The following is a 15,149-nucleotide window of genomic DNA, read 5'->3' as shown; positions in this document are numbered from 1 at the left end:
GGGCGTGCCGTCCGCACCTGAAACGCCTCTTGCATGCCATTTCTTCAATCCGAAGCCGCAGCAATTTCATTGTTCATAACCTTCGAGATGTTGGATATTTGGGCTTCGGAGTCTTTTTAGCACTTTACGCCCAGCAATCTCTCTACAGGTTAAACATGGAAAACTGCATTGGACCCGACAGGCTTCTGCGTAAGCCACGATACACTGCGCCTCCGGGCGCTATTGACTGTCATGCGCATGTGTTCGGACCGCAGGCGCGCTACCCTTTCTCGTCCACGAGAAATTACACCCCTGAGGATTGCACGATCGAGGATTACCGTTCGCTGCTAGCATCGCTGGGATTTAGTCGTGGCGTAATAGTACAAGGCGGCGCACACGGTATTGACAATCGGGTGACGCTCGATGCCATCGCGACCGACCCAAAACATCTGCGAGGTGTCGCTGTGATCAATGCCGGTTCATCAAGGACGGAGCTTGAGACTTTAGATCGCGGCGGAATACGTGGTGTGCGTCTTTCCAGCATCGTTGGAGACAGCTTCGAGCAACTCGAGCCTCTCGCGCGGGACGTCCATGACCTTGGATGGCATCTGCTGTTTCATTTTCAAACCTCTTCGGAAATGATCGAACTGGAGAGCGTTTTGACCAGGATCCCAAATGCGTTTGTCCTCGATCATCTTGGCAGAATCCGTGCAGAAGAGTCGTTGAATTCCAGTCCCTATCAATGCCTGCTACGCCTGCTTGACACTGACCGCTGCTGGATCAAACTCGCCAGCCTCTACCGACTGTCACGCGAAAGCTATCCATTTCTTGACATGCTGCCGATGATTCGCGATGTCGTTGCGCGACGCCCTGACCGAATCATTTGGGGCAGTAATTGGCCCCATCCCATATGCCCGACTCCAATGCCGAATGATGCCGATTTGGTGGATTTGATTCCGATATGGCTCCCCGACGGCGACCTGCAAAAGCAGGTACTCGTGAAAAACCCCGAAACCCTCTACGGGTTTCCAGAATGGCCAAAACTATAATTGAATGAGGTCGCGGTCGCGCTGACAAGGTTCAGTGCGACCGGCTAACCTGCTGACCGACTATAGGACGCGATAATCAAGTCGCCATCTATAAGTCATCTAGTTAGCAGCTCAACATCGATTGTGGCAGCGCCGGCTGCACTGACGTCGCGGGCGTGGTGCGGTCGAGCGTGGTCATCGAGAAAACCGTCATTGTGATTCGACCGCGACAGTTCTCAACGACTTGCTGGCGACCCGTGGCGTCGGGACATTGACGGGATAAGAAGGTGAATCCGCGCTAAGAGCGTCGAAATCGACAGCCTTGCAATACCTCGACGTTTGCAAGCACGCGTTTATCGCACATTGCGGTAAGCAGTGCGCCAATTACTTGCAGACACGTTGTCCACCACGTAATCACCACCCAGCACAACTTTTGGCCCCGACGCGCCTACTTCTAACGCTCATCTTGAGCATCTGTGCCGCAGACTGTTTTTAGGTTTGAAATATGCAAATCGCTTTTTTAGCACCGTGTGCTTTCCGAGCTATTCAAGTTGTTGTTATTGCTTGGGCGCGCGGAGATCAGAGGACCGTCACAGTCAGCGTAATTTGCGAGACACAAACATTCGATCATTCGGAATCTGCCTTTTGATGGTGGCCAAAAACACCATTGATACTAAGGCGCTCGCTGCAATGAACACAAAGAAAGCGGTGCTACCTATCGCTAGTACCGCGATTGCAGAATAGGAGCTTGCTATGGCGCCGATCCGGCCGATGGCGCCGGCACTGCCCAACCCGGCGCCTTTCACCAGCGGTGGATAGACAGAAGCGCACAATGAGTACGCAAGACAAGTCATCGAATTGAGCGACATCCCGAGGACGCCGATGGCTAGAAGCACGTGCAGTGAGTTGCGCGCAGGATCAAGTGGGATGATGACCAATGCCGACACACTCAATATGGCGGCCAAGGTGGGGAAGAACAACGCAATGCGAGACCCAAAGAGTTCGACCAACTTTGACATAACGATGGATGCCAGAATCCCACCGGCGCCGGAGGCTGAAAGCGCCAAGCTTGAGAAGCCTAAACCGTAACCGTGGCTCGAAAGCATCGCAGGCATCCAGTTCAGCGAGGTGTATGACGCCATGAAGCAGAAGAAAAAGCCGCCCCACAGTCCTAGAGTCATACGCAGGGAATTACGACCAAAAAGTGCGTGAAGCGAACCGCTATTGCGCGATATATCGGCTTCGACCCATCTGGCGTCGGCTGCAACCTCAACTTTCAGCCGTTTAAGACTGCGCCGCAATTCATCGCGCCGGTTCGGCTTCAGCGCCAGAAATCTTGGCGATTCGGGCATAAATACTTGCAGGACGATACAAACCAGGATCGCCAATGCCCCATTGATAGCAAACAGCGAGCGCCAACCAAAGTTTGGCAGGATGATCGAGCCGATAATGCCGCCGAGAAAAACTCCGAGCGGTATGCATATCATTCCGGCAATGACAGCCCGACTGCGCCTGCGTGCTGGAGTGAATTCTGCAAGTAGTGTTGTTGCAATTGGAATTGCCCCTCCAATTCCGACACCGTCAATGACTCTAAGGATCAGCAGCTGATGAATGTCGTTAATCAATGCGCCGAATGCCGTTGCAAGACTAAATGTCAGGATGCTAGCCACGAGGACCGGTTTTCGGCCAAATTTGTCTGCGAGCCAACCCGCGAGTATCGTACCCACTGCTACAGCCACCCAGCCTAACGCGACGACCTTAGAGAAGTCTGCTCGGCTGGCATGCCAGTCGCGAATCATTGCAGGAATGGCAACCGACAAGACGTTGTTTGCCAATGAGTCCACGATGAAAGCAAGAGAGACCAAAACCAAGAGTGCTTTCTGAAAAATGGTCCATTGCCCTTCGTCGATGATGAGACCGACATCAACCGGCAGTGCGCTATCGACTTTCATTGTCTGCGTCTCCATAATTTTTTGCATAAGTCGCGATGTGCTCCAGTCTCTTTCTTGCCTGACTGCGCGCGAATCTTCCAGCCGTTCACTGCGGCACGAGTTTTTCGTCGAGGAGCTTCACCATTTCTGCTTGTTAGCGATGCGATCATCAACAACATCCGCACGAGCCTCTGTGCCGCATACCATAAGAACCAGGCAATTCGCCCTTTGCACTGATGGAGTTGATCGATAGTGATGGTGCGCCGGTCACGACGCGACCGGCGGACATACCGCATCGCAGACAAGTTGCGTCGTCATCGCGTTCGGAAATCCTGCGCACCACTTCGAACGTGCCGCATTCGGTGCACTCGTAATCATAAACGGGCATGGCGTTTGATCGAGGTTAGTTAATCATTTGCGCCATCATTTGTCGCGGTGCAACCAACCCACATCACGACGACAGTGACGCACGGAGCTTCTTCGGATCGCCTGAATCTGAAATCTTCTACTGAAGAATTTCGCATGAACACCAAGCTGCAATCGCGATTGCCAAACTATAGCTACTACCACCGCACCTTTTAGATCAGGCCGGGGTCCGAAGCGTGGCCGGTTAAGAGCAGAAACATATAAGCATCGCTAAAGTCAACACATCCAAAATATCCAGGTTGGTTAGAAAACAACCTCCGCTCGTCCGGATAAGCGATTCAAGGCGCGAGAGTCGCGCCGCTCTCACCGCTTCGCGCAAGGTATTCGACGACACTACCATCCGCCTTTTTTGCTTCGATGAAATGGTTTAGGAACGCAGCAGAAGCCGTTCGCTCCTTGGGTACCGCGAGGGCCTGGCTGATGGACATAAAGCGACCACGCAGCACGCGCAATCCACTTTGACGCTTCGCAAACGTCTCGACAACTTGACGTACCCCCGCCACGGCGTCCAGTTCCTGCTCAAGGAAGCTTTGAAAGGCGGCGGCGGCTGTAGGCTGGCGGACGATTTGAGCCCGCTTTAGATTCCGAGTCAGAAAAAGCTCGTAGGCGGCGCCAGCTCCAACTGCTATACGAACACCGTCGGCATCAAGCTCATCAGTTTCCTGGAAACGAGAATCCGATTTCACGAGATAAGTTCCTTCGATCGTTAGATAGGGCGTAGTAAACGCCATATCCTCCCCTCGCCTTGGATCGATGGCGAGAAAGGCAATGTCCCACTGACCAGCCGACATCGCTTCGACAACTTTGCCCGCGGCATCAAATCCCACGAGTTCAACCGGCACTTGAAGCTGCTCTCCCAACGCGTAGGCCAGGTCCACAGAAATGCCCTTCGGCTTGCCCGAATCTGGAGCGAGCTGCGCGAGAACCGAGTTGCCGAAGTTGATCGCAGCGCGCAACTTACCTGAGGGAGCAAGCTCCCGCACGATGTCGGGCGTCGGAGCGGGCGGGAAGGTCCTTTCGTTGGTCATAACATTCGATCCTTGATTAATTTTGCCGCTTTTTATAGTCAATACTATTCGGGCTAAGACCTAGCAACGCCCGCCCGTAGCTGACGGCTGCGCTGTCCCAGTTGAATGCGAAATGTGAGGCGGCGGCATTGACATCGCGCCAGATGCGTTGCAGATCGGAAGTCTCATAGATCCCGCTGCCGCCACTGACTTCAAAAAGATTGGTAATCGCGTTACGACACTTCTGAGCAGCGAATGCGACATCACGCTGGAAGCGAACGCGTTGCAGAGTCGCGATGCTACCGGCATCGTCGGCATTGTCGATAACGGCGGCGTCCTCCATCACCAGTGCATAGGCAGTATCCACATCGACAGATGCTTGCGCGATTCTGGCGAACATCACCGACTGCTCTGCCAGTTGCAACTCACCCAACGACGCCATCCTCTTTTTGAGGTTCTCTGAAAGGCTGCGTATTGCGCCGCGCGCCATTCCCAAGGGAGCGCCAATTATCGAGAATGGCGGCAACCCCATCATCGGCATGCGATAGAGGGGCCCGCTGTGAAATCTGCCGCCTTCAGTTTCTCCATTTTGTAATTCAGCCACCGACACCGATCGATGCTCGGGAATAAACGCTTCGCTGATTTTTATCGAACGGCTCCCCGTGCCTCGCATACCTGCGGTGTACCAATCATCAACAATTTCGACCTCACTGCGGGGGACGACGAAAAAGCGTGGCTCGGGAGGTTCATTTTCGCTGAGCACCGCACTACCTACAATCACCCACTGAACATGGTCGATGCCGCTGCAAAATCGACCCTCACCGCTGACCAAGCGGTAGCCGCCCTCAACGCGGGTGACCGTTCCTGCTAGCCTATAGACCGTCGCCGAAAGAGCGCCGGGGACGCCGTTGACTTCCTTTTGAACTTCAACCGGAAAAAGATTGAGCATCCAACTGTGGCCGGTGAGCACGCCAAATACCCAACCCGTCGAACCACAGGCCGAGGAGATTTCGGCGGTCACTTCTACGAGAGAAGACATCCCCAATTCTGACCCACCGAATATCCGTGGCGTCACAATGCCGGTCAGTCCACTAGCGATCAGTTCGTCAATGGTGTCCGTCGGAACCATGCGATCCGCTTCTGTGCGCGCCCCTCTTGCGCAAATGCGAGACGTCAATTCCCTGGCTGCAGCCAACGCCTCCGCTCTATTGGCGAATTTCGGCAAGTTACTTTTGAGTGCTTCGCTGCCGTGAGTCGTTGGGTAAATCATCTATTCCACCTTAATGACGGGCTTTGGGCTCGACAGAGTTACTCAGAAGGCACATTAAGCATTTCTAGACATCGCCTCTTTCATCTTCAAGCGCCTTATGCGCGCCCCAGCTGCGCATCTGGTCTTCGATGTGTTCGCGCTGCTCGGGCGTGAGAAACCAGCGGTAGTGACCGGCCTTCGAAATCGGTGGCAAATCCTTGGCAAGCAAGGACCAGGAGGCGCCCGAATCTTCACTTATGTGCACTTCGCCAGTCGCGGTGCCGCCAAAAAATGCCACCTGGTCGTCCCAAAAGTGCATGGTCATGGCTTCGATGTTGCCGACGACGGGGTTAGGGAGCCCGTGCGTTAGTTCGGTCCAACTCTTGCCATTGTCGCTGCTTCGGATAAGGCCGGCGTTGGAATACGGTGGAGACATCTTCCGCCATTCGCGTGGCGCTTTGCCGGCTCCACCCAAATAAATCACTTCTTCATCGCGGGGGTCGAGGTAGAGAATGTCGGGATACCCGATTCGATCGGAGCGGAACGTCAGATGGTCCCAAGTGGTGCCGGCGTCCACGCTGCGATACAGGCCTTCTCCTGTCGCAATAAAGATGTCATCCGGATTGGAGGCGCGGATAACCACACGATGAGTGTCATTGCGAAAGAAGTCGTCGTCGGCCTCAAAGTTCGATGATTCGATCCACGTCGCGCCGTCATCTATTGTTTTGAGTAACGCACCCTGTTCGATGCAGACATAGTAGGTCGCCGGATCGGCCGGATGAAAGGCGATGTGCTTGACATGCGCGATGTGGGGCGGTGGCGGGAAATTCCATTTTTCCGTACCAGCGACATCCATGATGCTCGGGACATCATGCCAATTTTGGCCGAGGTCCTCGCTACGATATAGTCCGTGAGGCTCGACGCCTGCAAAAAGCACAGTCTTGTCACCACGATATTGCACTGCGATCGTATATACGTGCGGCCGATCAAGGCCGTTCATCCGAGGCGTCCAAGTCATGCCGCTGTCGCTACTCATCCACAGGCCGCCATTTCCATGCACACCAGCGAACAGTAAGCCCGAACGTTCCTCGTAGAGCAATGAACTGATTTGTTTGTCATTTATGGCCGAGTATTCGACCGTCCATGCATCACCGACCTGCTCCCGTCCGAGCATATAGACGCCACAAATTGTCCCAACAAGCAGCTTTAGCGCGGGGCCGACCGCGCGAGTCTGGTCGCCGCCGTTCGGAGATAAACAGGTCACCATAGTGGCACTCCTTGTTGTTGATAGCTGTTAGTTTGATGTACCGACAATTCGCATTTGCGCAATAGTCGATCTCGACATTTTGGAAAGATCGCAAACATGTCTGCTCATGTCTTAATTCATATTTCAATAGCGCAATTACACTTTTTGCGGCCAGTCACTCGCCGTTGGGAACAGGCCGAAAGAGGCTATCTCGGGTTAGCTCTTTAAAAAATTTGTTTATTTAAAGACCTGGATTGCGGTCTCTGCAAAGATAAAACTCGTGGATTGGTGAGGCAAATGGGCACACGCTTCCCGTGAAGCCAGCAACGCGTTGCCGTATCCTTCTCGGCTGGAGACGACCGGAAAATCACTTCCCCACATCAAGCGCTCTGCACCAAATGCGTCAATTGCGGCATCTATCAACACCCGTGCACCTGGTTTAACCGGTGAGCCGTCCTCAGATGGCGGGGTCGCGCGAGGCAGCAGTTCCCCCAAGCCAGGAAGTTTAAGAAAGACATTGGGAAATCGGCTCAACAAGAGGCCCTGACGTCGAGCCGCTCGCGCGTCCTCGGTGTCATCAGGACGGGCCTGCCCGGCGAAATGTTCCAACACCACGGGAAGTGCGGGCATCTCCGTTAGGACATCGGCGAATTCAGGGGAGTTGAACGTCTCGACACTTCCAACACAGCTGACCGCGAGCTGGCATTCTTGAGCTACCCGCCAGATCGCCAAAGGATCATCACCGGGTGAGCGTGAACCCGGGCGCAGCCGAACGCCGGTCGCCCCCAAGTCCGCCGCGCGACGTAATTGGTCGAGCGCCAGAGGATCTGCCCAGTCAACACCAACAACGCTGCGCAAACGGTCGGGATGCATCTTAGTACAAGCCATCTGATAGTGATTTTCATATTGCCCAAGCATCTGTATTAAAACAGCGCGCTCGACGCCGTACCGATCCATCTGGAAGAGCAACAATTCCACCGGCTCGAACCAGATTGGCGATACGTGACATTGACTGTCTACGATGGTCATGTCAGCAAACCCGGAACGCCGAAAACAGCGGTACTCAATTCAATTAACTTTATCGACGATGGCATGACGCAACCCTGTGGATATGCGCTTGATTCGACACTCGATTCAAGCTTTCATGGCACCTATTGGACTCCTCCTACGCGCTCGGAACAAATGAAGATGCGTACGGTTTGCATATCGTTTTTCGAATGCATACGTGTGAATCCTTATCTCACCAACAGTTGAGAGCCATCGCCCCTGTGGATTAGTGTTAACCCCTGCCTTGGCCTTCCGCGCGGGTCGGCGGGTAAAACACTATTTTTTTAGCGCCCGCGCAAACGCTCACGCGGTGGCGAGTCCTGTCCAGCCGATACCGCCAATCATAGGTGCCTTCCAAAGCTTCGGCCTTTCAGGCATATCGCTTTTTGCATGTATCGAAGCCAATTTTCAATTTCCATTTGCTTCGGATGCGGCAGACAATTTTGAACAGAGGGGACATGCCAAGTGTTTGCGGCTTGCTACGAAACAATCGCGTTGCACGATAGATCATTGAATTTCTTTTAGGAACACCCATGCCAGCGAGCGCCGTCTTGAAAGAGTCTAGTCCCGTCCTTGACCTCCCCGTCCTAGCAAGCCGCAGCGAGGCGGTCGCTTGCGCAAGGGAGCTTGTACCGAAGCTGCGTGAGCGGGCGGCTCATGCGGAAGACCTCAGACGCATTCCCGACGAGACGATTTCGGAGCTGCGGGCGTCTGGCCTGACAGGCCTGCTGACACCCAAGCGGTTCGGCGGTTCCGAACTCGGCATTGCGACACTGGTTGAGACGACTGCGGAGCTTGCTCAAGGTTGTGTTTCTTCCGGTTGGGTTTTTGGCAACCTCGTAGGCCATTTCTGGCTGCTATCTCAATTTGCGCTCGACGCACAGCAGTCGGTGTATGAGCGGCCGGGCGCTCTTGTCTCGACCATTTTTCGCTTCGGTGGAAATGCACCGGTGCGCGAAGATGGAGGCTATCGAATCAAGGCCGGCGAAGGTAAGTGGGCCAGCGGTATCGACCATGCCGACTGGGTCATCCTTGGCGCAACACCATCTGGAGAAGAGCCCAAGTTCATGTTAGTGCCGCGCAAGGACTTCACAATCGTTGATGACTGGCATACCAGCGGCATGCGTGGCACCGGTAGCAAGTCGATACATGTGGCGGATGCGTTTGTTCCCGATGCCTACGTCGTTCGTTTTGCAGATGTCGTTGCCGGCTCAACGCCGGGGGGTGCCGCACTGGATATTTCGCTTTACGGCCTCCCAATGAGCATAGCATTGCCGCTTTCGCTCGTCGGCGCGCCTGTCGGCGCCGCCCTTGGCGCAATTCACGTATTTAGCAAGAGCAATCATGCGCGCCTCTCGGCGCTCGTCGAACCGGAGTTGTCGGCTCAGTCCGCTACGTTCGCCCGGGTAGGCGAAGCCGCAGCCATGGTCGACGCCGCCTTTGCCCTGATTCTGCGTGATGCCGAGCGCGTCGATGCCATGCAAGGAGTCGGTGATGTGTCCGCCCGCTATCGCTTTCAAGCACCGCGGGACCTCGCCTATGTTGCTCAGACGTGTCGTCGCGCCGTCAATAGCCTCATCGAGGCAAGCGGCGGAAGCACGATCTACAACACGTCCGAGATCCAGCGCATCTGGCGCGATATCAACGGGGTGTGTGGGCATGTTGGTTTCAACTGGGACGCAACCATGACAGGTGCCGGGAGGTTTGAACTGGGCCTGCCTGCGACTACGTTCAACAGATTTTCAAAGTAGAGCCCGCGGGATTCGGGAGACAAGCCGCAAGACTGCCTACGTCGACCCATTCGCAAAGTAAAGAAGATCCATACCTTAACTAAGTACCGACGTAAGTATCTGAAACACGCAACCTAAAAAACAATTTCAAGGAGCATTATGATCATCGATTGTCACGCACATGTGAGCGCGCCTGCTGAGCTCTGGGCCTACAAGGCGCTGATTATGGCTCACCGAGGCGCTCATGGAAGAGGCGGTCCGGTCATCTCGGACGAAGAGCTGCGCTACGCTGTCGAGGAAGAAAAATTCCTCGGTCGTCACGACAGTCACATGCACTATATCGATCGGCTCGGTACCGACATGCAACTGATCTCGCCGCGTCCGTTCATGGCAATGCACAGCGAAAAGCCCGGATTCCTCGTGCAATGGTGGACCGAAGAGGTCAACAACATTATCTACCGCCAGACCAAGCTTTGGCCGAACCGATTTGTTGGAATCGCTGGTCTGCCGCAAGCCTCGGGCGAACCTTTGACCGCATCAATCAAAGAGTTGGAACGCTGCGTCAATGAACTCGGATTCAAGGGTTGTCTACTCAACCCAGATCCATTCGAAAACGGTCCGGAGGATCCGCCCCCACTCGGTGACCGCTACTGGTATCCGCTTTACGAAAAGCTTTGTGAGCTGGATGTTCCTGCGCACATTCATGGCACGGGATCCCGTTCCATCCGTGAGCCTTACACCCTGCGTTTCATCAACGAAGAAACCACGGCCATTGTCGGGCTGCTGAATTCGAATGTTTTTAAAGATTTTCCCAAGCTGAAGATCGTTATCTCTCACGGCGGCGGGGCAATCCCGTATCAGTTGGGACGATTCGAAGCTGGCAGCCTCCGCCGTGCAAAAGGTGGTGGAGAACTGTTCAGCGAACAGCTGAAAAAACTCTACTTCGACACAGTGCTTTACACCCCGAAGGCCGTTGAATTTTTACTCGATGTCGTGGGCCCGGACCGGTGCCTATTCGGCGCCGAATGTCCTGGCGTCGGCTCAGAAATTCATCCCCATACGCATCGCGAAATGGACGATGTAGCGCCATCCATTCAGAACATCAGCTGGCTAACGGAAACGCAAAAAGAAGACGTTCTGTTCCGAAACACCATGAACTTGTACAAGCTAGATCTGAATTTGTAATTTCGAATGCAATTTCCAGCCGCCGGCAATCGACAGGGTGAAGAACATTCACTTGCAATCTGAGCCGACGCGAATATCCAGCAGGAGCGATCATGATTTCCAAACAAGACAACGAGACCTTGACCCGTGTCGGCCCAGGTACAGAGATGGGCGACTTCATGCGTAGCTATTGGTTGCCCGTCGCGCTGTCCGCCGAACTCCCTGAGCCAGACGGTGCACCGATTCGCGTCAGGATCCTTGGCGAGGATCTGGTGGCCTTTCGGAATACAGATGGAAAAGTCGGTTTGCTTGATGAATTTTGCCCTCATCGAGCTGCGTCGCTGGTCTTAGCGGTCAATGAAGAAAATGGATTGCGCTGCATCTACCATGGCTGGAAATATGCTGTCGATGGATCATGTGTGGACATTCCGACCGAACCAAAGGGCTCCGCGTTTTGCTCACGCGTTAAGGCCAAGGCATATCCGACTCGCGAGGCTGGCGGAATGGTCTGGGCGTACCTTGGAAAGACCGAGCTTGAGCCACCATTTCCTGAATACGAGTGGTTCAAGTTGCCGACCGAACATTGTTTCGCAAGCAAAGTGCTCGGTGAATGCAATTACGCGCAGCTGGTCGAAGGTACGATTGATTCGGCCCATGCCGGCGTATTGCATCGTCGCAGTCCATGGACCAAGAAATTCGACGCAGTTGTTTTTGAAGAAATACTGAAGGTCGATCTCGAGCTCGAATACACGGCCTACGGCATTCGTTACGCTGGCTTACGCGAGACCGAGCCAGGAAAATTCAATGCCCGCGTCACGGCACTCGCGATGCCCGTAACAACGCTCATCCCGCCGTTCGAAACCGGCGCGACGCCCAATCGACGCCTTGTAAACGTATTCGTTCCGCGGGACGACGAGAATACGTGGGTGATGCAGTTTGTTTTCGACCCGGTTAAACCGGTGGACGCCGAACAGCGCATCCGCGAAGGTGGACTCTACGTCGATAAGGATTTTCGCAAGCTGTCAAATCGCGATAATTTGTACAATCAAGATCGCCAAATGATGAAGGAATCCAACTTCTCGGGAATCACCGGCATTTTGGTCCAGGATCATGCGGTAGGAGAATCACAGGGCCGAATCCTTGACCGAAGCAAAGAGTTCCTGGGGACTTCGGATCTGTGCGTCACCGCTTGGCGGCGGCAAATGATTAAAGGTGCGAAAGCACTACGCCAAAATGCCGTTCAGCCAGTAGGCACGGCGCCAGGCATTCCATATCAACTCGTTAGCGCGTGTACGGTGACCGTCGATAAGAATAACGGGGAGTCCTGGAAAACGAAAGCGTCACTCCCCCCTGAGTTGGTGAATGCTAGCTAAGGAGAGGCGGGCGAATTAACGAATCTAAAAAATATAGGACCGGAACCTGAGAGAAGCCAGCTTGGATCGTTACACCGAGCTCGCATAGGTCGCACCTATTTGCCTAGTCAAGCGCTGACATTAAAACGTGCAAGATACCCCCGTCAAAATGGAGAATACAAGGTGAGCGCCGAGGACTTCCCCGTACAAACGCACGAATTGATCGAGGTTCGTCTGGTGTCAGTTCGTTATGCGGCCCGTGACACGAATCTATACGAGTTCCAGCGTCCTGATGGAAAGCTATTGCCGCCTACTAGCGCCGGTGCTCATATCGATCTCTATTTAAATGAAACTCTGGTACGCCAATATTCATTGGTCAACGATGGCGACAGCCCATCAACCTACCTTATCGGTGTAAAGCGCGATCCCGCGAGTCGAGGTGGATCGACTTATATGCACGATCAGCTACGTGTTGGTGCTTTGATAAAAATCAGTCCTCCTAGAAATAATTTTCCTCTCGACGAAACTGTCGAGCATACCGTATTAATCGCCGGCGGCATTGGGATTACCCCGATCTTGTGTATGCTGCAAAGGCTGCAAACCCTGGGAAAATCTTGGACACTTCATTACTCGAGCCGCTCAAGAGTTGATGCTCCTTTCTTGGATAAGTTGTCAAATATGCCTGCTGTCAATCTTCATTTCGACCAGGAAAATCCTGGGAAATTTCTCAATTTGGCAAGTATTGTTGCGAACGCGCCCGTGGGGTCGCATTTTTACTGCTGCGGCCCTCTTCCCATGCTGAAAGCTTACGAAGGAGCCACGTCAGAGCTCCCCCGCGAGCAAGTTCATGTTGAATATTTCAGCTCCGTACATGGTTTAGCCACAGATGGTGGCTACACAGTGGAAATCGCCTCTAGCGGTAAGGCATTCGATATCCCACCGGGCAAAACAATACTTAGCGTCTTGCGCGATGCTGGGTTTGTTGTTCCTTCTTCGTGCGAACAAGGCGTATGTGGTGCATGCGAAACTCGACTCATATCGGGCGAGGCAGATCATCGAGACGTAATCCTTACGCAATCCGAAAGGAATGCCAACGAGTCAATCATGATTTGCTGCTCCGGCGCGAAGAGTCCTCGGCTGGTTCTCGACCTCTGAGAAAGCATTAAAAACTCTCATTGGGTGACCGGTTTGGGAGCCTCGAGTAGTAGACCAAGCTAAAGGGCGGAAAACAGTATATGGCGACGATTGTTTTGGGTATGGGAACCTCGCATGGTCCTATGCTGTCGACCCCTCCGGATAAATGGGACTTGCGCGTTCCAGACGATCGGAACAATCGACATCATTTTCGAAACCGGACGTGGACATTTGATGAATTGGTGCAGTTGCGCAGAGGCGAGAACCTCGACCAGCAAATCACGCTCGAGATCTGGAAAGCTCGTCATGCGGCCTGCCGTACTGCCATCTCCAAAATGGCAGACATGTTTGAAAAGGTAAAGCCGGATATTGCGGTCATAGTGGGCAATGACCAGATGGAAATTTTTAATGACACGCTGATCCCGGCGTTTAGCGTCTTGTGGGGTGAGCAGATAATCAACAGCGCTCGGTCGGAAGAACGTCTAGCGAGACTGCCACCTGGTGTCGCGATCGCAACCCCGGGTCATATTCCACCCGGAGGAGCTACTTACCCTGCGGTCAAGGACCTCGGCAAACATATTATCGAACGCGCTGTTTTAGATAACTTTGACGTTGCAGCAATGACTAAGTTACCCAAGGACGAAACTCCGCACGCCTTTGGGTTTGTCTATAGACAAATCATGAACGACCGAGTGGTGCCCAGCGTGCCGGTTGTGCTGAACACGTTTTATCCGCCCAATCAGCCGACGGCCGCGCGTTGCTATGATTTTGGCAAGTCGATAGCCAAAGCCATCGAGTCTTGGGACAGCGACGCGCGTGTGGCCCTGATAGCTTCCGGCGGCATGACTCATTTCGTCATTGATGAGGAGATCGATCACGCCATTCTCGCCGATATGCGCGAAGGCAGTATGGAAAAAACTGCCGGACTTGGCGAAAGTATCTTCCAGTCTGGAACATCCGAAATAAAAAACTGGATACCAGTGGCGGGCGCCATGGCAGAACTCAAATTCCAGATGCATTTGGTCGACTACGTTCCGTGTTACCGAAGTGAAGCCGGAACTGGGAATGCGATGGGATTTGTGTACTGGCTTCCCACTGCATAACTCAACGCCGACAAAAGATTCAAGCCCAACCGCTTTTCATTAAACAGGGATCGTAAGTGACTACCGACACGGAAGTTGAAAATAACCTGGCACGCTTGAAGAAGCTGGACTGTTGCGCCCTGTCGGACGCCTTGGACAAGCTCGGGTTGAAAGGCGTGGTATCGGGCTTCCCCCAGCAGTCGGGAGAGGGTCGCATTGCGGGACGAGCCATCACGGTCAAACTCGGTACAGGTGAACCGCCTCCTGGACCGCCAACTCATCTTTGCAGCACCGCCATCAATCAGGGGGGGCCGCACAGCGTCATTGTGGTCGAACAGCGCACTGGCATCGAGGCCGGAAGTTGGGGCGGCCTATTGACCTTGGGCGCGAAGCTGCGCGGCATTGCTGGTGTCATTGCAGACGGTCCAGTGCGCGATATCGACGAAGCCAAGCAGTACGGATTTCCTGTGTTCACCCATTCGTTGACCGCCTTGACCGCGCGCGGACGCATCGTCGAGAAAGCGACCAATGTGTCGGTGACGATCGGTAGCGTGACCGTTAGCCCGGGCGACTACGTCGCTGCGGATCGCAGCGGAGTCATCTTCATCGCGGAATCCAGCATTGATGCGGTTTTAAACGCAGCCGAATTGATCGTTGCAAGAGAGGCCGCCATCGCTAGAGCTCTGTTGAGTGGAGCGTCGATCTCCGTGGCGATGGGCGCTGACTACGAACATATGCTGAGCAAAGGCTGACTTAATCCTAATTATCGTTAAT

At 54.0% G+C, this 15,149-nt stretch carries 13 protein-coding genes; 7 read left to right on the top strand and 6 right to left on the bottom strand.

What is annotated here, in order from left to right:
* Nucleotides 1–29 precede the first annotated feature (29 nt).
* On the top strand, nucleotides 30–1,028 hold the full coding sequence (locus BSU04_RS19420; protein ID WP_144021278.1) for an amidohydrolase family protein: 999 nt from the start codon (nucleotides 30–32) through the stop codon (nucleotides 1,026–1,028).
* 575 nt (nucleotides 1,029–1,603) lie between these two features.
* Here BSU04_RS19420 and BSU04_RS19415 read toward each other — a convergent pair.
* From BSU04_RS19415 to BSU04_RS19390, 6 genes are all read right to left on the bottom strand, one after another.
* Nucleotides 1,604–2,959 (bottom strand): MFS transporter, encoded by a 1,356-nt coding sequence (locus BSU04_RS19415; protein ID WP_179258366.1) that lies wholly within the window; start codon nucleotides 2,957–2,959, stop codon nucleotides 1,604–1,606.
* 148 nt (nucleotides 2,960–3,107) lie between these two features.
* Complete coding sequence (locus BSU04_RS19410) at nucleotides 3,108–3,326, bottom strand: FmdB family zinc ribbon protein (RefSeq protein ID WP_089162158.1); 219 nt, start codon at nucleotides 3,324–3,326, stop codon at nucleotides 3,108–3,110.
* Nucleotides 3,327–3,642: 316 nt separating this feature from the next.
* On the bottom strand, nucleotides 3,643–4,392 hold the full coding sequence (locus tag BSU04_RS19405; protein WP_089162157.1) for a transporter substrate-binding domain-containing protein: 750 nt from the start codon (nucleotides 4,390–4,392) through the stop codon (nucleotides 3,643–3,645).
* A 16-nt stretch (nucleotides 4,393–4,408) separates the two neighbouring features.
* Nucleotides 4,409–5,641, bottom strand: a complete 1,233-nt coding sequence (locus tag BSU04_RS19400; protein WP_089162156.1) for an acyl-CoA dehydrogenase family protein — start codon at nucleotides 5,639–5,641, stop codon at nucleotides 4,409–4,411.
* 64 nt (nucleotides 5,642–5,705) lie between these two features.
* Entirely contained in the window at nucleotides 5,706–6,887 is a 1,182-nt protein-coding gene (locus tag BSU04_RS19395; protein ID WP_089162155.1) for a WD40/YVTN/BNR-like repeat-containing protein, read from the bottom strand.
* 216 nt (nucleotides 6,888–7,103) lie between these two features.
* Entirely contained in the window at nucleotides 7,104–7,895 is a 792-nt protein-coding gene (locus tag BSU04_RS19390; RefSeq protein WP_089162154.1) for an amidohydrolase family protein, read from the bottom strand.
* 551 nt (nucleotides 7,896–8,446) lie between these two features.
* On the opposite strand from BSU04_RS19390, the gene BSU04_RS19385 reads away from it, so the two are divergent.
* The 6 genes from BSU04_RS19385 to BSU04_RS19360 all read left to right on the top strand — a co-directional run bounded on the left by BSU04_RS19385 (nucleotide 8,447) and on the right by BSU04_RS19360 (nucleotide 15,127).
* Nucleotides 8,447–9,664, top strand: coding sequence for an acyl-CoA dehydrogenase family protein (locus BSU04_RS19385; RefSeq protein WP_089162153.1), 1,218 nt, complete (start codon nucleotides 8,447–8,449; stop codon nucleotides 9,662–9,664).
* A 138-nt stretch (nucleotides 9,665–9,802) separates the two neighbouring features.
* A complete protein-coding gene (locus tag BSU04_RS19380; RefSeq protein WP_089162152.1) occupies nucleotides 9,803–10,828 on the top strand; it encodes an amidohydrolase family protein in 1,026 nt (341 codons plus the stop codon).
* 92 nt (nucleotides 10,829–10,920) lie between these two features.
* Nucleotides 10,921–12,180 (top strand): Rieske 2Fe-2S domain-containing protein, encoded by a 1,260-nt coding sequence (locus BSU04_RS19375; protein ID WP_089162151.1) that lies wholly within the window; start codon nucleotides 10,921–10,923, stop codon nucleotides 12,178–12,180.
* 162 nt (nucleotides 12,181–12,342) lie between these two features.
* Nucleotides 12,343–13,314 (top strand): PDR/VanB family oxidoreductase, encoded by a 972-nt coding sequence (locus tag BSU04_RS19370; protein ID WP_089162150.1) that lies wholly within the window; start codon nucleotides 12,343–12,345, stop codon nucleotides 13,312–13,314.
* An 80-nt stretch (nucleotides 13,315–13,394) separates the two neighbouring features.
* Nucleotides 13,395–14,396, top strand: coding sequence for a protocatechuate 3,4-dioxygenase (locus BSU04_RS19365; RefSeq protein ID WP_089162149.1), 1,002 nt, complete (start codon nucleotides 13,395–13,397; stop codon nucleotides 14,394–14,396).
* Nucleotides 14,397–14,452: 56 nt separating this feature from the next.
* On the top strand, nucleotides 14,453–15,127 hold the full coding sequence (locus tag BSU04_RS19360) for an RraA family protein (RefSeq protein WP_089162148.1): 675 nt from the start codon (nucleotides 14,453–14,455) through the stop codon (nucleotides 15,125–15,127).
* Nucleotides 15,128–15,149: the final 22 nt, after the last annotated feature.

Origin of the sequence: Caballeronia sordidicola (assembly GCF_002220365.1) — a bacterium.
In the GTDB taxonomy this organism is placed as follows: Bacteria; Pseudomonadota; Gammaproteobacteria; order Burkholderiales; family Burkholderiaceae; genus Caballeronia; species Caballeronia sordidicola_C.
This window is presented reverse-complemented; position numbering and strand designations above follow the sequence as displayed.

Excerpts from the sequence above, each read along its gene's own strand:
- BSU04_RS19415 (WP_179258366.1), bottom strand. The coding sequence starts at position 2,959 with ATGAAAGTCGATAGCGCACTGCCGGTTGATGTCGGTCTCATCATCGAC.
- BSU04_RS19410 (WP_089162158.1), bottom strand. The coding sequence starts at position 3,326 with ATGCCCGTTTATGATTACGAGTGCACCGAATGCGGCACGTTCGAAGTG.
- BSU04_RS19405 (WP_089162157.1), bottom strand. The coding sequence starts at position 4,392 with ATGACCAACGAAAGGACCTTCCCGCCCGCTCCGACGCCCGACATCGTG.
- BSU04_RS19400 (WP_089162156.1), bottom strand. The coding sequence starts at position 5,641 with ATGATTTACCCAACGACTCACGGCAGCGAAGCACTCAAAAGTAACTTG.
- BSU04_RS19395 (WP_089162155.1), bottom strand. The coding sequence starts at position 6,887 with ATGGTGACCTGTTTATCTCCGAACGGCGGCGACCAGACTCGCGCGGTC.
- BSU04_RS19390 (WP_089162154.1), bottom strand. The coding sequence starts at position 7,895 with ATGACCATCGTAGACAGTCAATGTCACGTATCGCCAATCTGGTTCGAG.
- BSU04_RS19385 (WP_089162153.1), top strand. The coding sequence starts at position 8,447 with ATGCCAGCGAGCGCCGTCTTGAAAGAGTCTAGTCCCGTCCTTGACCTC.
- BSU04_RS19380 (WP_089162152.1), top strand. The coding sequence starts at position 9,803 with ATGATCATCGATTGTCACGCACATGTGAGCGCGCCTGCTGAGCTCTGG.
- BSU04_RS19375 (WP_089162151.1), top strand. The coding sequence starts at position 10,921 with ATGATTTCCAAACAAGACAACGAGACCTTGACCCGTGTCGGCCCAGGT.
- BSU04_RS19365 (WP_089162149.1), top strand. The coding sequence starts at position 13,395 with ATGGCGACGATTGTTTTGGGTATGGGAACCTCGCATGGTCCTATGCTG.